This is a genomic window from Rhizobium etli 8C-3, assembly GCF_001908375.1.
Taxonomy (GTDB): Bacteria; Pseudomonadota; Alphaproteobacteria; order Rhizobiales; family Rhizobiaceae; genus Rhizobium; species Rhizobium etli_B.
The window spans coordinates 1,806,840-1,827,989 of the sequence record NZ_CP017244.1; the positions used below are offsets into that span (position 1 = coordinate 1,806,840).

Sequence of the window (21,150 nt, forward strand, 5' to 3'; positions counted from 1 at the left end):
ATGCCGAGCGAAAGATGACGATGCCCCGAATCTCACCAAGAATTGACGAGAAGATCCGCGCCCGTAATATCCGGCTTATTCTGGACGTGGCTACGGACGTATTCTCTCGCAAGGGATTCGATGGGACACGCATCGCCGAGATTGCCGAACTCGCCGAACTGCCAAAGGCCAACATCTACTATTATTTCTCCTCCAAGGAGGAAATCTACTCAGCGATCATGATGCGCCTGATCGCCGGTTGGGACGAGGCCCTGACCAATATCCGCGCCGATCGCGAACCGGCCGATGCGCTGCGGGACTATATAAGGGCAAAGCTCGACTATACCCGCAAGAACCCCAGGGAGTCGCGGCTTTTTGCGAGTGAAATCATTCAGGGCGCACGTTTCCTGAGCCTGAAGGATCGCGCCCACATGCGCATGGCGACGGAGAAGCATGCTGCCGTCATCAGCCAATGGATACGTGAAGGTCGCATGGCGGCGATCAATCCGCGGCACCTGTTCATCATGCTTTGGGCAACCACACAGTTCTATAGCGATTTCCAGCCTCTTGCCTGCGACGCACTTGGTACCAAGACGATCAGGCCCGTCGATTACGACGCGGCGGCTGACACGATCGTGCGGACGGTACTGGCAGGGGTAATTCCTTCTTCGCCAGCAATTCCCTAGACAATTCGCTATCGGGAGGACATCAGCACAATTCTGCAATCGAACCGGAGGCCCTTGCGCCGATTTTTCAGGCGCAACGGTTCAACTAGACTAGGCCGCTGACTGGGGGAACACTTCCAAAGGCTTGCGCACGTGTGTACGTGGTCGACGGCCGCTTCGAACAGGACGACTTTTGATGAGGGCGAACAGGCCATGCATTGGAGATGGCCAAGCCGCTTCGAAGAGTTCTGTGCGCTTCCAACCCAGTATATGTGCGGCCCACATTCCGCTCAAAGCGTCCGGGTTCGACCGAACGTCCGAAGCAGCAGGTTGATCGATACAGCGACCTTGTCAATGTCACGAACGTCCTGGGAGTAACGCCCGGTATAAAGCTTGACGATCATTTTATCGCGAGCCGGCCCGCTAAGATCGAAATGGAGGTGCAGGTAGAAAGCCTCCTTGTCGCCATGGCGGGCAACGCTCCTTCGTCTTTGAGTGACCATTCTCAGTTCCGTTTTGAAGGGTGAAAAGCCTTCGAGCGACAGAGTGACATCGGCAGATGCAAAGCGCGTCTCCGTCGGCACGGCAACGACCGCCTTGTCGAGCGCCAGACTGACCAGGCGTCCGGGAACGTCGTCCACGAGAACCGCTTCATCAAGTTTGAACGCATTGAAGAGCCGTCGCGGTTTCTCGAAGCAGATTAACGACGCGATAGCGAGAACGACAATGTTGATGCCCGACCAGCAAGCCGCAATCGGCGAGAACTGCGCCTCGACATGGGAGGTCTCCGGCACAATATTGATGACAAGACCGATGGCCGTCGCCAAAATCAACGCTGCTATCCAGGCAAAACTGTATCCGTCAAATCCAATCGCCTCATTGCCGCTGCCCTTCGGGGTTACCCTGAAGGGTTTGCCGAAGGGACGCACGACACTCGAAATGACGGTTGGCAACATCCGGAACGTCGAAAAAGCGCCTACGGCACTCGATACGATAGGCAAATACCGCGTCGGTGTTATCCAAAGCATCAACAGGAAATAGGCCGTCAGCAACGGGACCTGATTGGAGATATAGTCTGCTGCGTTTGTGAAGTAGAGCGGTAGCAAGCCGAACCAGAGATATATGATCGGGATGATCAGTATCGTAAAGCGCACCAGATACTGGACCAACCACGACAGCGGAAGGAACATGATGCGTTGAAAAAGTGAGAGACCTGGGCCGCGCAGCGGGCCGTTATGAAGATAGAGTGTTTGAATTCCTCCCTGGCACCAGCGCTCGCGCTGTACGAAATAGCCAGTCAAATTCTCTGCGGCCAATCCCATCGACAGGCGCTCATTCAGGTAACGGGTCTTGTAACCCTTGTTGAGCATGGAAAGAGTGGTCAACAAGTCCTCTGTGATGGATTCGGTCGGAAAACCCCCAATCGCATCGATCGCCTTGCGCCGCGCGATCGAGCATGACCCACAGCAGAAACTGACGTCCCAGATATCTCGGCTCGGCGCGATCTCATCAAAAAACAGTCGCTGTTCGTCCGGCCAGATATTTTCGAGACCGAGATTTGTCTGCACCGGATCGGTGTTGAAGAAATGCTGCGGCGTTTGAACGATGCCGATGGTTGCATCGGAAAAGAAGGGAAGCGTTCGGCGCAGGAAGTGACGATAGGGCACGAAGTCAGCATCGAATATTGCGATGAAGTCGCCGGAGCTGACCTTCAGACCGTTGTTCATGTTGCCGGCTTTGGCATGGCTGTTGTCGGGCCGGGTGACGTGGATAGCTCCCCTCTCCTTGCAGTAGGCCTTAAGCCAATCACGACGCTGATCGTCGAGCACGTAGACCTTAAGCTTGTCTTGCGGATAATCGAGCGCAAGCGCCCCTATGATCGTTCTCTCCAGGACGTCGAGCGGTTCGTTGTAGGTAGGAATGAACACATCCACCGTCGGCAATTCATCCTCGTCACCGCTAAAGAAGTCCCGCGCGAGCCTGTCCGCTTCTGCGCTGCGGTCGACATATCGACTCATCAAGACCAGGAAGAGGACGACTTCAAAGAACGCGAGAATTTCTACGATGAACAGAAACCAGACCCAGTAGAAATTGGGGCCATCATTGGGATAAGGAAGTACCGTCTCGAACAACCGCCAAAGAATGTAGCGCAATGCAATGGCGCCAACGACTGCGCATGTGATCGCGCGCGTCCAGCTATGATTACGCGACCAGTTGAAGGGCCCAAGTAGAAAGAACGCCAAAACCAAAAACGTCGGCACCAGTGCTATGAGATACTGAACCACAGGCCTTCCACCCAGTTCCATATGCGGATGTTAGGTTTGGGCAGGCGCACCTGAACAGAACGCCCCACCTGGCAAAAGTTTGCAAAATCCGCATTGAGAGCTGAGGGAGACAGGCCCACGCGGATTCGATCGTTGCGTTTGGTCGTTTCGGGCTGATTGGCGGCCAGCGTGTCCTTCTCGGCGACCGCAGCGCTGCCTCTGACCGACAGCACCACGCCTTTGAAGACGTCGCCTGCGCCTAACAAGCGCACCTCTGCAGCAAGGCCAGGATAAATGGCTTGGTAATCGACCTCTGGAACAAGGATATCGACGAACAGATCGCTGCAATCGAGGATGCGCATCAGCTCGTTGTTGAGGATGACGTTCGAGCCGTTGACGACGTTGCTGCTCCATACGACTCCCTCGAAAGGTGATGGAACTGTTGCCGAAGTGAGGCTTCGGACCCGGTTTTCCTCCTCAATCAGCTGCTTTTGCACCTGTGCGGCCCGTGTTTCGTTCTCGGCGATGCGTGTATTGAGATCGTTGATACGAACAATCACCTCATCCTGCCGCTGGCGGGAATAGGGCACGTCGTTCTGGCCGTCACCGAGAACGAAAACCCCCTGGCGAACGGCTTCCAGCTTCTGTTCGAGCTGCGCAACGGTCAGGCCACTGATTTCGAGTTCGCCCCCCGCCGCTTCCCAGGCGGCTTTCGCGGATTCGACCATCTTGGTGGAGAGGATACCCTTGGCCTCGAGCGCCAGTCGCCGGTCAAAGTCGACCTGCGCGACATTGTCCTGCGCTTCTGAGACCTTGACCCGCTTGTTCAGGATTTCGACTTGTCGCTCCAGGTCGGCAATGGTTGTACGCGTAAAGACTTCCATGCGTGCACCCAACTGATCACGAAGCCGGACGAGCTCATCGCGTTCCCGCTTTAGCGCCGTAACATGTTCGACGGCGGTCATATGGTCGGCCTGCAGCGACGTCAGTATTGCGCGGTTCACGCGGGCATTGTGTATCAAGGCGAGCGGTTCGCCTGCCAACACGTGCGCACCAACTTTTGGGGGTGCTTCTTGGAGCTCGCCGTCGATGGGAGCGTTCACGATCGCAAATCGTGCATTCACTGTACCGTCGAGGCTTGTAAAGCCAGTCAGGCTGGGCAGCATAAGAACGATGACAAGCGCCAGCAGTGATAGGCCGACCAGAATACGGGTGATGCGGTGGTTCCAAATCATTGGCACTTCCGAAAATTTATCAACCGCAAGGCACTCATGTGAGGCTAGCGCAAAGTGAATGCAACTCCATCTTGTGGTGATCTAGGCGCATCACGGCGATGGGCAAGGGGAGAACCGGCTGCGCGCGATACGTGCAGTTGGTGTTGCAATAAGGTAATGAAGCAACTGTATTCGTTTTGTATCATGATGGACCGAGAGGTGTCTTTTAGGCGATGTCGCCGTCTTTCTTTCGTCTGCTCAGCCCGAATGGTCTCATCAGGAAAAGCAGCTCAACAGTTCTCGATCAGGTGAATATGGATTGACGTTGTAAGGCAGGCAGGTGGGTCGTCCTTGCGACCGAAATGGGCAGCCAGTGCTTCAACGGCCGCTCGTACTTCAAGCGCCGGATCCTGGTCGATGATAGCATCAATCAACCCCTCGCGCATCAACTGGCGGCGTTCGTCCGTCAATTCATGCGTGACAGAGACAATTTCATTTCTCCTCCCGAGCGCATTCATCGCGCTGACCACCGATCGCGCTCACGCAGCCAGCGACGAAACGGTCGCAGCATCGGCTTGAAGCAGTCTCTGCCCCGTCTGCATCAAGAGCCGGGTAGACCCGCTCTCAGCCGGCAAGCGCCAACTGTTTCGATAGCAGGCCGGAGAAGCGAGAGACATTTGAAAGGCGTGCAGCACGCTCGAAGCCTATGGAACGCGTGGCCGGAACGAACATCTGGTCGGAATCAAAAGATACTGCTGAGCATCCGATTGCGAGATCAGCGCGCACTGTTCCATCAAAAGCCCTCGCCTCAACTGGGTGCAAATTCGCCACCATTGACGTCGAGTATCGCTCCATTGATGAAGCCTGCCTCGCTGGATGCGAGAAACGCAATGGCCGCTGCGATGTCCTCGACCGTCCCTAGCCGGCTGACCGGGATGCGCTTGATTGCCTCGCGATTGGCATCGCTCGAGACTGGACCCGTCATTCCAGTCAGGATTCGCCCAGGGGCAACGACATTGGCGGTGATACCGAAAGATCCATATTGGGTGACGAGTGAACGCGACAGACCGGCCAGGGCTGCTTTCGAGGCGGCATAGGCCGGGCCGGCAATCAGCGGCCGCGTCCTTCCGGCCACCGATCCGACGAAGACAATGCGTCCGAAGCGGTTCTCTTGCATGTCGGGTAACACCGCTTGGCAGCACAACATTGCGCCTGTCAGATTGATCGAGAGCACATCGTCCCATTCCTTGCGCGGCATAGTACCAACCCGCGATGGACCATTGGCGCCTTTCGGCGAAACACCGGCACTGCAGACAAGTACCGAGGGCGCAGCAAGGCGCCCTCGAACATCATTGAAAAAGCCCTGAATGGCTGTGGGGTCACGAAGATCGAGCTGCAACGCAACGACGCGATCTGCTCCGACGCCCTCGGCAAGGGTGGTGCCTGCCGCCTTGACGGTCTCGGAACGATGCCCGAAGACGGCGACGCGATATCCATCCTTGAGGAACCGCCGGGCGGTCGCGAGGCCGATGCCAGTGGTCCCGCCAGTGATGACGGCGACCGGGCCCTCACCGCCGGTGCTCATGCCGCCTCGTCCATCGCCGCAAACAGCGACAGCGGCGGATGTGCCTCCGGATCGGTCAGCACCTCAATCAAGAGAGGTGCCTTGCCGGAAAGCCCTGTGCGGATATGTTGCGCAAGCGCCTCGGGGTCCTTGACCCGGACAGCCGGGCAACCGCATGCCGTGGCGACCTGGCTGTGATCGACATCGACAAAATGGCAAGCACTCGTGAACCGACCGAACTTCACCATCTCTGCATCGCGCTGAAAGCCCAGAATGCCATTGTTGAGAACGATGATCAGCACGGGAATGTTGCTTCGAACCATCGTTTCGATTTCGGCCCAGCTGTGAGCGAAACCGCCATCGCCGACGAGAACGACAACCGGCTTGTCCGGCTCGGCCAGCTTGGCACCAAGGGCGAGGGGCAATCCCCAACCGAGACCGGCAAGACCGCGCGGCGTCAGAAAGCGCATGCCTGCCGAAAGAGATCTGAGCTGTCCCGCAACCCACATGGAGGAGTAGCTCGCGTCGGCGACAACCGTCGTATTCGATGTCAATTGCGACTGCAGTTCACGCATGATCCGTTCCGGCCGGATCGGCGTCCCAGAGGAGTGGCTCGCTTGCCGATCAGCGTCAAACATCGACCAGCAGTTGGCGATGCGCCCGACAAGTTCCGCCCGCGCGGCGTGGCGTTTCGACAGATCGCACATGCCAAGCGCCGCGCGAAGCGCATCGATTGTCTCTGCCGCATCTCCGGCAAGCCGGACGGCTTCATAGGTGCGGCCAATTTCGCAAGGATCCACGTCGATATGGATGACAGTCGAGGCCGGATCGATCTGACGCCAGCTGTCGGTGCCGTTCTGGTTCGTTCTCGTGCCGACGAGAAGAACGACATCCGCTTCCTGAACGAGGGGAAGCGTGTGGCGTCCGAGAGACCTCGGCCCGACGAGTGCGCCAAGCACACCTGCCGACAATGGATGATGCTCGTCGACGGCGCCCTTGCCCATATTGGTCGTCAGGATTGGAAGGTTTGCTTCTTCCTGAAGCTTCGCCAGCGCCTGGGCGGCATCGCTTGCATGCACGCCGCCTCCGGCGATCACGACAGGCGCCCGCGCCGTTGCGATCAGCGCAGCGGCCCGGCCGATCTCGCTGTCAGCCGGTCGCGTCCGGTCAAGCGGCCATCGGCCGAGACTTGCGGCGCGATGCAGTGGCGGGACTGCGGCCTTTTCTCGGAGCAGGTCTGCGGGAAGAAGCAGTGCCACCGGCCCCGGCCGGCCCGATACCGAGGCGGTGAAGGCGGCGTCGACATAGTCGTCGATGCGTTCGGAGACGATCACCTTTCTCACCCATTTGGTGCAGGACTGGAATAGCGCCAGTTGGTCGAGTTCCTGGAAGGCGTTGCGATCGGCCTGGTCCCGCTCGACGTCCTGGACAAGGGCCACGATTGGCACAGAGGCCTTCAAGGCCTCAGCGAGAGGTGGAACGAGAAGGGTTGCCGCAGGACCGTTCTGGGCGGCGACGACACCGACCTTCCCTGACCGTCTGGCATAACCATCTGCCATCGTGCCGCCCATGTTTTCCTGCCGATAGGCGATCTGGCGGATGCCAATGGCTTCTGCCGCAAGGATGATGGCGGATGGCAGACTCTGCGCAAAGATCATCGAAACGTCATGCCGCTTCAGGCTGTGCGCAATACGCTCTGCGACGGTCTGCATTTCATTGGGACGTGTCATCGGGAGGCCTCGAATTCATGAGCTGCGGGGGTCGAAAGGAAGTCGGAGAAGGTAGCGACAATCGCATCGGCTTCGTATGCCGTCATCGCCGTCGACAGGCATGCGGCGGCACCATTCGGCAACAGGATGCCACGGTGAAGGAAATGATCGGAAAGCGCGCTGGTAACGTCGTTTTCGACAGGTGTGGCATAGCCGCTTCGATAATCGCTGGGCGCTTCCTTCTTCGGATGGATGCGAAACAGCGACGCGGCACCGCTCACACTGAAGGATGCGCCGGCGCGATCGATTGCGTCGTGCAAACCTGAGCGAACCTGCTCGCCGAGGCACTCCAGGCCATCGAAGGCTGCCTCTGTCATCGCTTCCATCGCGACGCGACCGGCCACCATCGACACCGGATTTGCCGAAAATGTGCCGCCCTGCGGCAGGAGCGGCCTGCCCTTGTCGTTGGCAAAGACGCTCATCACGTCGGCCCTCCCGCCGATGGCTCCGACCGGAAACCCGCCGCCGATGATCTTGCCGCAGGCGATCAGGTCCGGCGCAAGGCCGTAGCGGGCCGAGGCACCGCGATAGGATTGCCGCAGATTGAGAACTTCGTCGGCAACGACGAGGACTCCATGCCTTCGCGCGGCTGACTGAAGCGCATCCAGGAAATCCGTCCGCGGCGTGATCAGACCGGCTCTGCTCGGCATGGGATCAATCAGGATGCCGGCTGTCCTACCTCCAACCTCCTCCATTCTCCGTTCGAGGCTTTCGACGTCATTGAAGCAAACGACGGTGACGTCCTCGGCGACGGAGGGCGGCGTTCCCCGGTAAGCAGCGACGGATGCGGGGCGGGATGCCTCTCCCCAAAGGGCTGGAGAACCCGACTGGCCGGCTTCGGCCCAGTCATAGGCTCCATGATAGGCGCCTTCGACGCGAATAATGCCGGCCCGTCCGGTAAAGGCACGGGCAGCCTTGATGGCGAACATCACCGCTTCGGTTCCGCTGTTGACGAAGCGAATCTGTTCGATCGCCGGAATGCGCTCGCCAAGCAGTTCGGCAAGGGCGATTTCGTGCTCGGTCGGATTGGAAAAGCAGGTTCCGCGGTGAAGGAGGTCGGCAACCGCGTCGGCAACCGGCAGGAAACCATGACCGTGGATCAGCGTCGTGAAATTGTTGTTGAGATCCAGGAACCGGTTCCCGTCGACGTCGTGCACGTAGGCGCCGTCGCCGCGTGCAATGTAGAGGGGGATCGGTTGACGCTCGACCGTCACCCGCGTCACCCCCGAGGGAAAGATCTTGCGCCCCCTGTTGAAAAAATGATGGGACCGGGCGCGCGAAAGCGGCCGGTCCCCGGAAACGTCACGTGTATGAAGCATCTTTTTCCTCCGGAGCGCACCATGCGTCCAAACATTGCAATTTTGTTACAACAAAAATCACAATGCTAGAAAAGTTGCAACAAAAAAAATCAACCAGACGGCGCAGACCCTTCACCGGCCCGCGACAGGGCTGCTTTCCTCAGACGCCGGTAGCCATCCCGAATGTCGTTTTCCATGGCAGCCCGCACGGAGGAAGCGTCGCGCTCGGCCAGACCTTCGATGGCGACCATGTGGTTGTGGACGCCGTAACGCTGCTCTGCAAATTCCGGGTAAAGATCGTGGAAGGATGATCCGACGCGAAGCCACAGGATCTCGATTGTCGACAGGAGATGCGGCATGCCGCAAAGACGATAGATGGTAAAGTGGAACTCCTTGTTGTCGTGGAGCGCGTCACGATAGCGTTTTTCGTCGAGAGATCGGGTGATTTTCTCCTGTAATTTCAAAAGGGCTTCGACCGTTCCATCGGTTGCATTGATCGTGCCTTTTTCCGCGGCAAGCCCCTCAAGGGCAAGCCGCATCTGCGTCACCTCGTAAAGTCCCGCAAGATCGAGGAAGGGAACGATGACGGTCTTTGGGCCCGCCATTACCAACGCACCCTCGAAGACAAGCCGATTGATGGCCTCGCGCGCCGGAGTCGATCCGACGCCAAACTCTTCGGCGACGGTGCGGATCGGCAGCTTCTTGCCGGGATTATAGGCGCCCCTGGTGAGTTTGTCCTTAAGGGCTTCATAGACGTAATCGCTAAGCCGGCCCTGGTGAACCTCCGGTGCGCACGGACGTGCGGTTGTATTTTCATTCATATTTCATCTCCCAGCATTGACAATCCGTGATTTTTGTTGCAACAAAAGAGATATTACAGACGTATTACCGTTTAATGTAACAGCATAACGAGATTATGAACAATCGCAACGCCGGGCGCATGAGACTGGCGGGACGGGCGTAGCCATGTCTGCAAGCGCGAGCCCGATACGTTCACATTTCTCTAGGAGGAGAAGACTTGATTGGTGCCCCCATACTCATCGACGACGCACGCAAGCACTACGGCGCCCATCCTGCGGTCCGGAACGTCAGGCTTGCGATCGAAGCTGGAGAATTCGTTTCGATCCTCGGGCCATCAGGCTCGGGAAAAACGACGCTTCTGACCATGATCGCCGGCTTCGAACTGCCGAGTTCAGGGCGCATCGTCATCGGTGGACGCGACGTCACGCGGCTTGCTCCGAACCGGCGCGACATCGGCATGGTATTCCAGCGCTATGCACTCTTCCCGCATATGACCGTTGCAGAGAATGTCGCCTTTCCCCTGAAAATGCGCCAGGTGCCGGCAAGCGAGCGGAAGCGCAAGGTCGCCGCGACGCTGGAGCTTGTGCAGCTCGGCGCGTTCGCCGGACGCTATCCCCATCAGCTGTCGGGCGGCCAGCAGCAGCGCGTTGCCCTTGCCCGCGCCATCGTCTTCGAGCCACCAGTGCTGCTGATGGACGAGCCGTTGGGGGCGCTCGACAAGAAGCTGCGCGAGGCCATGCAGCTGGAGATCAAGCAACTCCAGCAGCGCCTCGGTGCGACAGTGATCTACGTTACCCACGACCAGGAGGAGGCGCTCACCATGTCGGATCGCGTCGCCGTCATGGCGGCCGGCGAGGTCGTCCAGACCGGAACGCCCGCGTCTCTCTACGGGAAGCCGCAAACGCCTTTCGTCGCCGATTTCATCGGCCGGATGAGCTTTGCCGATGGGACCTATGTTGGCCAACGCGATGGCTCCCATTCGGTTCGGCTCAGTGAGGCGGTCGTCCTTCAGGCCGGAAGCGTCAATGGCACGATCAGTCCGGGCGCGCGGCTGCAGCTTGCCATGCGTCCTGAAAGCCTTTGCCTCGCGGCACGCGGCAAAGGCGGAGTCAACGTCATTCCCGGAACATTGGAGGCGAGCGTCTTTACCGGTGCCTATGTTCTGCACCTTGTGCGCGCAGACACCGAAGGCCGGCCGCTTATACAGGTCCAGACACCTGCCGCTTCCAAACCTGCTCGTCTCGACGCCGGCGCGCGGGTCGACATCATCGCGGACCGCGACAATCTGCATGTTTTCGAAAGGCAGGAGTCATGATCATGGACACATCGGCTGCGCCAAAATCAGGAAGCTTGACCAGGTGGCCGCTGCTCAGAGCAGCGACACCGGCCGGGCGCTACGGGCCATCCCTGACGCTCGTTTTGCTGATGCCGTTGATCGTCCTGTTTTCGATCGGCTTCCTTTACCCGATCGGGCGGCTCGTGATCATGAGCTTCGGCGACGCCGCGCCGGGTCTTGTGCAATACCGGCGCATCTTGGCGACGCCGCTTTATCTCGGCGTCCTGTCGCGCACGATCTCGACAGCGGCCATCGTCACGGTGCTGAGCCTGACGCTTGGCTATCCGGTCGCGCTGGCGATGGCCCGAGCCCGGGGCCGTGCGGCGCTTGTGATCGCCGCGGCAGTCCTCATTCCTCTCTGGACCTCGGTGCTTGTACGGTCCTATGCCTGGATCGTGCTTTTGCAGCGGAGCGGCCTCGTCAACGCCTTTCTGGTCGACAGCGGTCTCACGGCTGCGCCACTCAAGCTGCTTTACACCGACGGCGCGGTGATCCTGGCAATGACGCATGTGCTCATGCCGTTCATGATCCTGCCCGTCACCAATGCGTTGCGCTCGATTCCCCCGGACTATGCGCGCGCCGCCCGCAGCCTTGGCGCCGGCTCGTTTGCTACCTTCATGCGCATTGTGCTGCCACTCTCGTTGCCGGGCGTGTTTGCTGGATGCGTCATGTGTTTCATCCTTGCGATCGGCTTTTATATCACCCCCGCCCTCGTCGGCGGACCGGAAGCCATGACCATGGCGACGCTCATTGCCCAGCAAACAACGGTCGTCCTCGATTGGCCGTTTGCAGCAGCGCTCTCGACCATCTTGCTTCTGGTAACGCTCACCTGCGTCGTCGTTTTCCGCCGCGCACTTTCGGTCAGCAAAGGAATACACAGTGTCACCTGATCTTTCCGTTTCGCCAAAAGCCTCCAATCGCCCGCTCCGTACCGCCACCGTCCGGCTGGCAGGCGGCCTTGGCGTCGGCGCCGTCCTGTTCTTCCTGCTGATGCCCACGCTTCTGGTCATCCCGATGTCGCTCAACAAGACGGCCTATATCGAGCTGCCGCCGCGCGGGCTGACGTTGCAATGGTATCTTGACTACCTTGCCGATCCGGACTGGCGGGCTGCAACGATCTTCAGCCTCAAGATTGCGCTTGCCACGGCGGTCGCAGCCACTGTGACAGGCACGCTGGCATCGCTTGCGATCGTGAGGGGAAATCTGCCGGGACGGAATGCTCTGAAGGCACTGGCGATGGCCCCGATGATCGTTCCCCATGTCGTCTTCGGCGTTGCACTCTACCTCGTCTTCTCGCCAATCGGCCTCACCGGCAATTTCTCCGGCTTTCGGATCGCCCATTGCGTCCTTTCGATCCCCTATGTCGTGATTACCGTCACCGCGGCGCTCGAGCGGTTCGATCCGGCGCTCGAACGTGCGGCGTTGAGCTGCGGGGCGACACGGACACGAGCTTTTTTCAGCGTGGTCCTGCCGAGTATCGCACCTGCCGTAGCAGTAGCCGCGGTCTTCGCCTTCCTCGCTTCCTTCGATGAGGCAACGGTCGCCTTTTTCATCTCCGACACCGGAGGAAAGACGATCAGCCGGAAGATGTTCGAAGACATCGATTTCAACCTGACCCCCGTCATCGCCGCGGTCTCGACCCTCATGGTCGCCGTTTCACTGCTGTTGATGGGATCGGTCGAGCTCCTGAAGGGCCGCCGGGAGACGTAGGCGGCCCGAATTTCATGACGTGAGGAAAGACATGAAGAGGTCAATCACTTTCATTTCTGCCTTGGCGACGGCGGCTTTGCATATTGCCTTGCTTTCGCCAAGCGCTGCGGCGGCCGCAGAGCAGGTCGTCATTGCGACGACGGGCGGCGCCTATGATGCGGCACTCCGGAAATTCTGGTTCGATCCATTTGAGGAGAGCACGGGGATCAAGGTCTTTTCGGTGGCTGCGACCAATGCCGAGATGCGGGCCAAGGCAACTGCCATGGTCAAAACCGGCAATGTGACCTGGGATCTCTACCCCGACGGGGAAATCCAGGCGGGTTCGGATAATCACAAGACGACTTCGGAAGATCTTGCTGGCTTCTGCAAAGCGTTCAAGAACCGGTCGGATTTGGTCGAGGATGCCTGCATCGGCGCGGGGGCCCGGCTGTTTTCGACGGCAACGCTGATGGCCTATAGATCCGACGCATATCCGGATGGCGCACCGGCAACCTGGGTGGACATGTGGGACACGAAGCGCTTTCCTGGCGGGCGGGCTTTTCCGAATTTTGATGATCCCTGGCGGGTAATGGCCGCTGCCCTGCTTGCCGACGGTGTGCCGAAGGACAGGCTGTTTCCTCTTGACATTGACCGGGCGCTTGCCAAGCTTGAGACCATCCGCAGCGATATTTCCGTCTGGTGGAAGACGGGTGACCAGAGTGTCCAGGGCTTTCGCAACGGCGACTACAGTATCGGCCAGATCTGGCTGACACGGGCGAACGCGTTGAAGGCCGAAGGCCGAGCCATTGGCTGGTCCAATAAAGCCTCCTTTCTCGTCGGCGATCGTCTGACCGTCATCAAGGGCGCGCCGAACCAGGAAAATGCCTTGAAGCTGATCGCCTTCTGGCTGAACAGTCCGGAAGCCCAGGCGCGAGTCTGCGAGGAGCTGTTATGCACGCCACCGAGCACCAAGGCGATCGCCGCGATGTCGCCGGCGGCGCGCGCAGCACTGCCGAGCGAAGAAGATATTCGCGATCATATCGTCATCCCGGACGCCGCCTGGATCAATGCCAATGCTGCGGCATTGCTGGAGCGCTGGAACGCCTGGATACGCTGAAGAACGTGCCGGGTCGAAAAACCCGGCTCTTCCCTTCCCTACCGCTCCAAAGCGTTGCTGATTGCGGCAGCAAGCGCCTTTATTTCGTCGACGGAATGGTCGGCGGTCGGGCAGACACGCAACCCGGCCCGCCCTGAGGCGACTGTCGGAAAGAATATCGCCGAGACGTAGCTTCCCGTGTCCAGAACGGACCGCGCAGCCCCGATCGCTGCCAGTTCGTCGCCAATGACAACAGTGCGGATCGGTAACGGCGATCCGGACTGGGCGGTCGGAACAAGTTCGTCGAAGAGCGCGATGTTCGATGCCAGCCTCTCCTGTCGCAGCTTCAGCTCCCCGGTGCGATGAAGCGTTTGAGACGCCATGGCAGCGCCGATTGCGGCGACATTGATCGAAGCGGAAAAGGCATGGGCAATAGCGAAGCGCCGGAAGATTTCCTCCTGCTCGGCCGTGCCGAGCATCAGTATGCCGCCGGACGCGCCGAAGCCCTTTCCAAGGGAAGCTGCAAGGATCGTCCTGTCGCCAAGACCGTCTGGAATCTGCGAACGGGCAAAGCCCGCACCCTTTTCGCCGAAGATGGAAACGCCGTGCGCATCGTCGATATAGAGGAACAAGCCATAGCGCCGCTGTAGATCCAGAAGTTCGGCGATCGGCGCATTTCCGCCCATCGAATAGACACCGTCGCAGATATAGGCGACGCAGGGTTGGGCCTGGCAGATCTCCTCGAGCGCGGCAAGGTCGTTGTGGGCGATGGTGCGGACATCCGTTTCTGCGGCAACGACCGGTTTGTTGTAGGCAAGGGTCGCATGCGCCAGGCGATCGAAGACCATGAAGGGTTTCACACCCTCCGTCAGCACGCCGGAGGCAATGATAGGCAAGGCGCTCATGTTGGCGGCAAGCACGGTCGTGTAGGTAATGATCCGGGCACCGAAGAGATCCGAAAGCGCGTCCTCGAGATCGCCGAGAGCGGCAAAGTTCAGCCGCGTTCGTGCACAGGACCAGTGAAGGCTCCGGTAATCGAGGAGCGATGCCATCGCGCCGACCGCAATCGCCGGATGGTTATCGAGCCCGAGATAGGAGCATCGAACGAAATCGGTGACGATCCTCGTCTTGCCCTTCGGCGATCGTATCTCGGCCTTCCGGCCTTCAAGCGGCCTGGCATAGAGCGCCATCAGCCCGTTCAGATGGGCTGCCGCAAAATGCGGCGCCGAGGTGTGTACAAGACTTGCCGTGTTGCGATGCCGCGTTGGGGGTGACGCATTGTGCCGCGCTTCATTCTGCATGGGGTCCTCCGAACTGCTGTCAGGTGACACCGAGCGTAAGGAGGAGGCCCAGCTTCATACAACGAAGCCAGCCTGAATTTTTCCCTAAGATTGCATGAATGTTCGAAGGGCCACGGTGACGGTCAACCCTTGACGTCGACCGCATATCCCTGCCCGCGAACGGTACGGATCACCTCACGGCCGAGAGCATCGTGCAAGGAGCGGCGCAGACGTGCGACATGCACGTCGACGGTTCGCGGGTCAACAAAGTTGGCTTGCGGCCAGACCGCCTCGATCAGTTCGGGCCGGCCGAACACTCGGCCAGGCGCGCTCATCAAAGTGCTGAGTATCCGAAATTCGATGGGGCTGAGAGCGACAGGCTTTTCGTTTGCGAGCGCCCGCCTTGCATCCGCATCGAGCCGTAGATCACTCGCCCCGGCATAGGCTGGACGGGAGACTGCCACACCGCTCTCGTTCAGGCGTTGATGAAGGTAGGAGAGCAGCCGCTCCGGTTTCAATGGGCGAATGAAGCTCTCATCGACCTCGGCCTTCAGGATCTCAATATAGCGGACCCCTGCTGAAACCAGGGCCACGACAGGAACGTCACTTTCAATGTCAGGTGCCCTAAGTCGGCTGGAAAGGTCGGAAAGAAGGGATGATTCTGGCTGGCAGTCGACCAGAAGGGCGACGATCTTCGACCCGGCTATCAGTGCAAGGGCCGCATCGAGCTCGTCGGTCAGCACCGTTTCGTAACCACTGGCATCAAGCACATAGGACAACATCAGGTAATAGTCCGCATCGGTCGAGAGGATTGCGATACAGGGTTTCATATGGCACCTCGTCGAGATCAGTGAATGATTTTTGATGTTACAAATATGAACGCTTACGTTGCAGATAAGTGTTGATATTTGCTTATAGGACACGTTTTGGGCGATTGATAGCCCATTAGCTCTTTTTTTGTTGCAACATAAAAAGATCTGGTGTTCTCTCAACGCTGTCACTTGTGGCTGATCGCCAAGGACGGCACGTGATCGTGGCCCTGCGGGGATTGACGTCCGGCAACAGTCTTTTCGATCAACCCGCGCCGGACGGTGACGGGACAAGTGGCATGCGTGACAAGAGTGCGAGGCAGCAGGGGCGCCGTGTAACGGCGCTCATAGACAACATTCCGGTCGAACGGGCTGCGGCCACGGCCCGCTCGATTTATGGCGATTGCGCCAAGACAGCGGTCGCATGGTGCGCCATCCATGCTCGAAGCGATGAACGAAGCGGCGACTTCGCCTTCTGGGTGCGGGTATTTCGCCACCTTGGCAACGACGGCTGAGAGCTCGGCTGAGATAGGCTTCGCTCGTGGATCACGCGAGTGAAGCCGGAGCATGCCGCTCGGCGCGTCGGACATTTCCAAGGAGACATCCTCCGTGCCCGCCAGGTTGCAAGGCGTGTCGCCCCAGCGAAGCGGTCCGTGTCTTTCACCCGTGTCTTCAGGAACGCTTTGGCGGGACTCCCAATGCGGATGAGCGGCAGTCCCGCCTCAGCCACGCCGCTTGCGGTTTCTAACTGGCATCATTGGCAATAAGGGCGTGCAAGGCTGCCGCTACGGGCGTGCCAGCGACGGCGAGATCGCGTATCGTGGTCATGTGATCCCCGTCTGCAACGCGCGAGTCGCGCACTTCAAGCCCTTGGCCGGCAAGCGCGTCCCTGAAGGCATTTGCCTGATTCTTGAAAGGGCTGGTTTCCAGTTCGCCCGTCATGATGTCCACGCGCGTTGCAGGATCGTGCACGTTGCGCATCGGCGAAAACCTTTTCACTTCCTCGTCGCTCAAGGCGATCTCGTCACGCAGAAAAGACGTCTGCAAGGGTGCGAGATCGTATAGTCCGCCAAGCAGGAAAGCAGCAACCACCCTCGAGGGCGCGACCGATCGATTGAAGAGAAAGGTCGCAAGATGTGCGCCAGCGGAGTGGCCGCTGACGGAGAACCTGCTGGGCGTGGCACCAAAGCGATCGGCATGCGCCAGCAGGAAGGTCTTGGCTTTCAGGACCTGATCGATCAGGACCTCCATCCTCGCCATGGGCATCAACGAATAATTGACGATGGCGGCGACCGCGCCAGCGCGTGTCACGGTCTCAGCGACGCAGGAATAGTCGTCCTTGGAGAACATCCGCCAATAGCCGCCATGGATGAACATGTGGATCGGCAGGCCCGAGCCGGTGCCATTTGGCAGGAAGATGTCGAGTGTCTCGTCCGGCTCACGACCATAGGCGATGTTGGCCTCCATGGCCACGGTGCGGCGAGTGGCGATGCTGCGGGTACGGATATCGTCGACAATATCGTCGAAACCTGCGACTTGGTCACGAATGCGGAACGGATCGGCGGCCACAGGTCCCTCCGTCAGAAGCTAGTCGCAATGTACTTGGCTTCCATGAACTCGGCGATACCATGACGCTGCCCTCCTTCCCGTCCAAGGCCGCTCTGCTTCACTCCGCCAAAGGGGGCGGCGGGATCGGAGACCAGTCCACGATTGAGGGCGATCATGCCTGCCTCCACCTTCGAGGCGACGCGCATGCCACGGCCGATGTCGCGGGTGTAGATATAAGCTGCAAGGCCGTATTCGGTATCGTTGGCAACTGCGACGACCTCTGCCTCGCTCTCGAAACGGTAAAGCGGCGCCACGGGACCGAAAATCTCCTCGTGACGCATGTCGGAAGCCGGTGAAATATCCACAAGCACCGTCGGCGGATAGAAGAAGCCTCGTCCGGCCGGTGCCTGTCCGCCGCAAAGGGCGCGCGCGCCCTTCGATATGGCGTCTGCAACGAGCCGGTCGATCTTCTCCACCGCCTTGCGCGTGATCATCGGACCGCATTCCGTGTCCAGATCCACACCTGGGCCCATCCGCAGGGCGGCCATGCGTTGCGTAAACCTTTCCGCGAAGACATCGTAGACACCGGACTGGACATAAATGCGATTTGCGGCCGTGCATGCCTCGCCCGCATTTCGCATCTTTGCGACCAACAGGCCCTCGATTGCCGCGTCGAGATCCGCATCGTCGAAAACGACGAACGGCGCGTTGCCACCGAGTTCCATCGAGCAGGAGATGACATTCTTCGCCGCTTCCGCCAAAAGCGTGCGGCCGACGCCCGTCGACCCTGTGAAGGAGAGTTTCCGCACGCGCGGATCGGCCAGCATGGCGGCGGTGACGGGGCCGGGCGTCGATGTCGTCAGCACGTTGACAACGCCCGGCGGCACGCCAGCCTCCTGGTAAAGGGACGCAAGCGCATAGGCCGTCAGCGGCGTCTCACTCGCCGGCTTGAGGATGACGGTGCAGCCTGCGGCAAGGGCGGGCGCGATCTTGCGGGTCGCCATTGCAGCCGGGAAGTTCCACGGCGTGACGAGAACGCAGATGCCGATGGGCTGGTAATCGACGACGATGCGGTTCGCACCGGACGGGGCAACGCCGAATTCGCCGGAGATGCGCACCGCCTCCTCCGCGTACCACCGGAAAAATTCCGCCGCATAGGCAACCTCGCCGCGCGCGTCGCGCAAGGCCTTCCCGTTCTCGAGCGAAATGAGACTGGCAAGCGTTTCGGAGCGTTCCACCATAAGTTCGAAGCAGCGGCGCAGGATCTCGGAACGTTTTCGCGGCGGCGTCTCGCGCCAGCATTCTGTCGCGCCCGCAGCAGCCTCCACTGCCGCCGCCGCATCAGCGACAGTCGCATCGGGCACGGCGCCAATGAGTGCCTCGGTCGAGGGATCGATCACCTGAATTTGACCCTCGCCCGCAGCCTGCCGCCAGGCGCCGCCAATATAGAGGCCGTAGGAGAACGAGCCGAACCCGAAGCGATCGTGGTCGGGATGCGAAGGATTGTGGTTGACGTTCATGATGTTTTCTCAAGGTTAGAGGGCGGAAGCGGCCAGGTCGCCGTCATAGGCGGCGCGAACGAGGCCACGCATGTCGGCTGCATCGAGGGAGCGCGGATTGTTCTTGATCAGCCGAGCGATGCCGAGCGCCTGTTCGGCGGCCCAGCCAAGGCGGTCTTCCGGCAGGCCGAGCCCGGCGAGCGTCGGCGAGATGCCGATCGCGGCGAAAAGCCGGCATACTTCGCCGATCGCCGCATCGGCAAGTGTCTCCTGGCCCTCCAGGCCGGCTGGGTCGAGGCCGAGCGCCCTACCGACAAGAGCGATCTCCGCAGCGGCGACGCGGCGATTATAGGTCATCACGTAGGGCAGCATGGTGGCGACCCCGAGGCCGTGCGCCGTATGGGTCACGGCACCGACCGGATACTGCACCGCATGGGCCGCAGCGGTGCCCGCCGTGCCGAAGGCGCAGCCTGCCGCAAGCGCGCCCATCATCACATCGGCGCGCGCATCGATGTCAGAGCCGTCGACGAAGGCCTTTTCCAGGCTCCGGCCGAGGAGCCTGATGGCATGAAGGGCGAACTGATCGGAGAGATCGCTCTTGCCGACGAAGACATGCTGCTGCGCGAGTTCAGGATCGCCGGGGTGGCGCATGGCCGTGAACGCTTCGATGGCATGCGTCAGCGCATCCGCGCCCGCGATCGCCGTGAGTTGCGGCGGGCAGGAGAGAGTAAGTTCCGGGTCGCAGATCGCCGCTGCGGCGATGAGATACGGGCTCGAGATTCCGACCTTCAGCGTGCGGTCTGGATCGGAGACGACCGCAACGGGCGTGACCTCGGAGCCGGTGCCTGCAGTCGTCGGCACGGCAATGACAGGCAGGACGGGTCCCGGCACCTTGAACTCACCATAGTAATCACCGAGCCCGCCGCCATGGGCAAGCAGCAGGGAGGCGCATTTCGCCATGTCGAGGCAACTGCCACCGCCGATGCCGATCAGCATGTCGGGACCAAAGCCGCGCGCAGCCTCCACGCAACCGGCGACCGTATCGCGCGGCACGTCCGGCAACGTCTGGTCATACACCAGTACCACGATACCGGCGGCTTTGAGCGCGGCGATCGTTTCAGCGAAGACGGGCGTCGCGGCAAAACGACCATCGGTGCAGACGAGCGCGCGCTGGCCGGTCCTACCGGCGACACCAGCCAGGGCATGGCGCTGGCCTACGCCGAACAGAATTTCGCGCGGCAGCCTCAAGACGGCAAACAGGCTCATGATCTTAGTCCTTCAAAGGCCAGAACGCGGGAGCTGGAAAGCGCGTTGAGGTCTTCCCAGAGGCGCTGGTCGATATCGAAACCGTCGCGGCTGGCCGCTGCCCGCCGGCCTCGGGCACGATCGCCCGGCACCAGAACCGGCGCGCCTGCCTCTGCCGGCGGTGAGGCCCGCACGGCATCGAGATAGGCCGATAGCCGGGCTGGCAGTCCGGGCGCCAGACTGGGCTCGATCAATATGAAGACGTCGCCCTTGTTGCATGGAAAATGGCTGTCCAATGTGCCGCGCACATCAGGCGCGAGCGCCGAGCCGGCAAGGGCTGCCACCAGTAATTCCATGGCGATGCCGAGGCCGTAGCCCTTCGCGTCGCCGAAGGGCGCAATCGCGCCGGCCTTGGCACGAACCGGATCAGTCGTCGGGTGGCCCTCCGCATCGCGCGCCCATCCTTCGGCAAGGGGCCTGCCGGTCGCCGCGTGATGATGGATCCTGCCCATCGGCACCAGGCTGGTGGCGAGATCCAGCACGAGCGGTTCGGCGGCCGTCGGCACGGCGATCGCGACGGGATTGGTGCCGAGCATGGCCCGCGTGCCGCCAAAGGGATGAACCAGCGACTCAGTCGACGACAGCGCGATGCCGACGAAACCCATCGCGGCGATGGCCTCCACATAATGGGCGAGCATGCCCAGGTGGTTCGCATTGCGCACGACGACGAGGCCAATGCCCAGATCGGGAATGTGGGGTGCCAGCCGCTCGATCGCCGCCATGGCGACCACAGGACCGAACCCCGAAGAACCCTCCACCTCCATCACCGCATCCGCCCGCCAGCGCTGCGTGCCCTTCATCTGAGGGTCAACCAGCCCGCGCTTGATCCGCTCGACCAGTCGCGGAAGGCGGCGCAGGCCATGTGAAGGGTGCCCCTTCATGTCGGCCGTCACCAGGACACGTGCCTGCAGGACCGCGTGGTCACGCGGCGCGCCGTGCTCTTCCAGCAGGCGAGTGGCGAGCGCAAGGGCTGCCGCTTCGGTTAAGCGCATATTCTCCTCCCTCCGCTAAAATAGAATCGTATAGGATATAGG

The 21,150-nt window shown here is 60.4% G+C and carries 19 protein-coding genes; 6 read left to right on the forward strand and 13 right to left on the reverse strand.

The features are described 5' to 3' along the window. The first annotated feature begins 14 nt into the window (after positions 1-14). Positions 15-665 carry a TetR family transcriptional regulator C-terminal domain-containing protein gene (locus tag AM571_RS33475; protein WP_237358619.1) on the forward strand — a complete coding sequence of 217 codons (651 nt, stop codon included), beginning with the start codon at positions 15-17 and terminating at the stop codon, positions 663-665. Positions 666-934: 269 nt separating this feature from the next. Here AM571_RS33475 and AM571_RS33480 read toward each other — a convergent pair whose 3' ends face one another. The 7 genes from AM571_RS33480 to AM571_RS33510 all read right to left on the reverse strand — a co-directional run bounded on the left by AM571_RS33480 (position 935) and on the right by AM571_RS33510 (position 9,574). Continuing rightward, positions 935-2,929 carry a glycosyltransferase gene (locus AM571_RS33480; RefSeq protein ID WP_074065211.1) on the reverse strand — a complete coding sequence of 665 codons (1,995 nt, stop codon included), beginning with the start codon at positions 2,927-2,929 and terminating at the stop codon, positions 935-937. Next, positions 2,911-4,143, reverse strand: coding sequence for an HlyD family secretion protein (locus AM571_RS33485; RefSeq protein WP_074065212.1), 1,233 nt, complete (start codon positions 4,141-4,143; stop codon positions 2,911-2,913). The genes AM571_RS33480 and AM571_RS33485 overlap by 19 nt, the downstream gene beginning before the upstream one ends. A 269-nt stretch (positions 4,144-4,412) precedes the next feature. Next, positions 4,413-4,640 (reverse strand): hypothetical protein, encoded by a 228-nt coding sequence (locus tag AM571_RS33490; protein ID WP_074065213.1) that lies wholly within the window; start codon positions 4,638-4,640, stop codon positions 4,413-4,415. A gap of 290 nt (positions 4,641-4,930) precedes the next feature. Then, positions 4,931-5,707: a 3-oxoacyl-ACP reductase FabG gene (fabG, locus tag AM571_RS33495; protein ID WP_074065214.1), complete on the reverse strand. Its 777-nt coding sequence runs from the start codon at positions 5,705-5,707 to the stop codon at positions 4,931-4,933. Next, the gene (locus AM571_RS33500; RefSeq protein ID WP_074065215.1) at positions 5,704-7,416 is read right to left on the reverse strand and encodes an acetolactate synthase catalytic subunit; all 1,713 of its coding nucleotides are present in this window, start codon (positions 7,414-7,416) and stop codon (positions 5,704-5,706) included. The genes fabG and AM571_RS33500 overlap by 4 nt, the downstream gene beginning before the upstream one ends. Next, positions 7,413-8,774, reverse strand: coding sequence for an aspartate aminotransferase family protein (locus tag AM571_RS33505; RefSeq protein ID WP_074065216.1), 1,362 nt, complete (start codon positions 8,772-8,774; stop codon positions 7,413-7,415). The genes AM571_RS33500 and AM571_RS33505 overlap by 4 nt, the downstream gene beginning before the upstream one ends. Before the next feature lie 89 nt (positions 8,775-8,863). Continuing rightward, on the reverse strand, positions 8,864-9,574 hold the full coding sequence (locus AM571_RS33510) for a GntR family transcriptional regulator (RefSeq protein WP_074065217.1): 711 nt from the start codon (positions 9,572-9,574) through the stop codon (positions 8,864-8,866). Positions 9,575-9,771: 197 nt separating this feature from the next. On the opposite strand from AM571_RS33510, the gene AM571_RS33515 reads away from it, so the two are divergent. From AM571_RS33515 to AM571_RS33530, 4 genes are all read left to right on the forward strand, one after another. Continuing rightward, on the forward strand, positions 9,772-10,869 hold the full coding sequence (locus AM571_RS33515) for an ABC transporter ATP-binding protein (protein WP_074065218.1): 1,098 nt from the start codon (positions 9,772-9,774) through the stop codon (positions 10,867-10,869). A 2-nt stretch (positions 10,870-10,871) separates the two neighbouring features. Beyond that, positions 10,872-11,780 carry an ABC transporter permease gene (locus AM571_RS33520; RefSeq protein ID WP_074065733.1) on the forward strand — a complete coding sequence of 303 codons (909 nt, stop codon included), beginning with the start codon at positions 10,872-10,874 and terminating at the stop codon, positions 11,778-11,780. A gap of 100 nt (positions 11,781-11,880) precedes the next feature. Next, positions 11,881-12,600 carry an ABC transporter permease gene (locus tag AM571_RS33525; RefSeq protein WP_074065734.1) on the forward strand — a complete coding sequence of 240 codons (720 nt, stop codon included), beginning with the start codon at positions 11,881-11,883 and terminating at the stop codon, positions 12,598-12,600. 31 nt (positions 12,601-12,631) lie between these two features. After that, the gene (locus AM571_RS33530) at positions 12,632-13,696 is read left to right on the forward strand and encodes an extracellular solute-binding protein (RefSeq protein ID WP_074065219.1); all 1,065 of its coding nucleotides are present in this window, start codon (positions 12,632-12,634) and stop codon (positions 13,694-13,696) included. Between the two features lie 38 nt (positions 13,697-13,734). Here AM571_RS33530 and AM571_RS33535 read toward each other — a convergent pair whose 3' ends face one another. Continuing rightward, positions 13,735-14,976 carry an aminotransferase class I/II-fold pyridoxal phosphate-dependent enzyme gene (locus tag AM571_RS33535; RefSeq protein WP_074065220.1) on the reverse strand — a complete coding sequence of 414 codons (1,242 nt, stop codon included), beginning with the start codon at positions 14,974-14,976 and terminating at the stop codon, positions 13,735-13,737. A 122-nt stretch (positions 14,977-15,098) separates the two neighbouring features. Next, positions 15,099-15,785 (reverse strand): winged helix-turn-helix transcriptional regulator, encoded by a 687-nt coding sequence (locus AM571_RS33540; RefSeq protein ID WP_074065221.1) that lies wholly within the window; start codon positions 15,783-15,785, stop codon positions 15,099-15,101. 278 nt (positions 15,786-16,063) lie between these two features. On the opposite strand from AM571_RS33540, the gene AM571_RS33545 reads away from it, so the two are divergent. Beyond that, positions 16,064-16,279 carry a hypothetical protein gene (locus tag AM571_RS33545; protein ID WP_074065222.1) on the forward strand — a complete coding sequence of 72 codons (216 nt, stop codon included), beginning with the start codon at positions 16,064-16,066 and terminating at the stop codon, positions 16,277-16,279. Between the two features lie 229 nt (positions 16,280-16,508). Here the strand turns inward: AM571_RS33545 and AM571_RS33550 are convergent, their stop codons facing one another. From AM571_RS33550 to AM571_RS33565, 4 genes are read right to left on the reverse strand one after another with little or no spacing between them, the layout of a single operon-like run. After that, positions 16,509-17,333, reverse strand: coding sequence for an alpha/beta hydrolase (locus AM571_RS33550; protein WP_074065223.1), 825 nt, complete (start codon positions 17,331-17,333; stop codon positions 16,509-16,511). An 11-nt stretch (positions 17,334-17,344) separates the two neighbouring features. Beyond that, entirely contained in the window at positions 17,345-18,832 is a 1,488-nt protein-coding gene (locus tag AM571_RS33555; RefSeq protein ID WP_074065224.1) for an NAD-dependent succinate-semialdehyde dehydrogenase, read from the reverse strand. Between the two features lie 15 nt (positions 18,833-18,847). After that, on the reverse strand, positions 18,848-20,077 hold the full coding sequence (locus tag AM571_RS33560; RefSeq protein ID WP_074065225.1) for an iron-containing alcohol dehydrogenase: 1,230 nt from the start codon (positions 20,075-20,077) through the stop codon (positions 18,848-18,850). Next, the gene (locus tag AM571_RS33565; protein ID WP_074065226.1) at positions 20,074-21,108 is read right to left on the reverse strand and encodes an Ldh family oxidoreductase; all 1,035 of its coding nucleotides are present in this window, start codon (positions 21,106-21,108) and stop codon (positions 20,074-20,076) included. The genes AM571_RS33560 and AM571_RS33565 overlap by 4 nt, the downstream gene beginning before the upstream one ends. Positions 21,109-21,150: the final 42 nt, after the last annotated feature.

Bases quoted from the DNA above. Each gene is read 5' to 3' on its own strand.
- AM571_RS33475 (WP_237358619.1), top strand. From the start codon at position 15: ATGACGATGCCCCGAATCTCACCAAGAATTGACGAGAAGATCCGCGCC.
- AM571_RS33485 (WP_074065212.1), bottom strand. From the start codon at position 4,143: ATGATTTGGAACCACCGCATCACCCGTATTCTGGTCGGCCTATCACTG.
- AM571_RS33490 (WP_074065213.1), bottom strand. From the start codon at position 4,640: ATGAATGCGCTCGGGAGGAGAAATGAAATTGTCTCTGTCACGCATGAA.
- fabG (WP_074065214.1), bottom strand. From the start codon at position 5,707: ATGAGCACCGGCGGTGAGGGCCCGGTCGCCGTCATCACTGGCGGGACC.
- AM571_RS33500 (WP_074065215.1), bottom strand. From the start codon at position 7,416: ATGACACGTCCCAATGAAATGCAGACCGTCGCAGAGCGTATTGCGCAC.
- AM571_RS33505 (WP_074065216.1), bottom strand. From the start codon at position 8,774: ATGCTTCATACACGTGACGTTTCCGGGGACCGGCCGCTTTCGCGCGCC.
- AM571_RS33510 (WP_074065217.1), bottom strand. From the start codon at position 9,574: ATGAATGAAAATACAACCGCACGTCCGTGCGCACCGGAGGTTCACCAG.
- AM571_RS33520 (WP_074065733.1), top strand. From the start codon at position 10,872: ATGGACACATCGGCTGCGCCAAAATCAGGAAGCTTGACCAGGTGGCCG.
- AM571_RS33525 (WP_074065734.1), top strand. From the start codon at position 11,881: ATGCCCACGCTTCTGGTCATCCCGATGTCGCTCAACAAGACGGCCTAT.
- AM571_RS33530 (WP_074065219.1), top strand. From the start codon at position 12,632: ATGAAGAGGTCAATCACTTTCATTTCTGCCTTGGCGACGGCGGCTTTG.
- AM571_RS33535 (WP_074065220.1), bottom strand. From the start codon at position 14,976: ATGCAGAATGAAGCGCGGCACAATGCGTCACCCCCAACGCGGCATCGC.
- AM571_RS33540 (WP_074065221.1), bottom strand. From the start codon at position 15,785: ATGAAACCCTGTATCGCAATCCTCTCGACCGATGCGGACTATTACCTG.
- AM571_RS33545 (WP_074065222.1), top strand. From the start codon at position 16,064: ATGCGTGACAAGAGTGCGAGGCAGCAGGGGCGCCGTGTAACGGCGCTC.
- AM571_RS33555 (WP_074065224.1), bottom strand. From the start codon at position 18,832: ATGAACGTCAACCACAATCCTTCGCATCCCGACCACGATCGCTTCGGG.
- AM571_RS33560 (WP_074065225.1), bottom strand. From the start codon at position 20,077: ATGAGCCTGTTTGCCGTCTTGAGGCTGCCGCGCGAAATTCTGTTCGGC.
- AM571_RS33565 (WP_074065226.1), bottom strand. From the start codon at position 21,108: ATGCGCTTAACCGAAGCGGCAGCCCTTGCGCTCGCCACTCGCCTGCTG.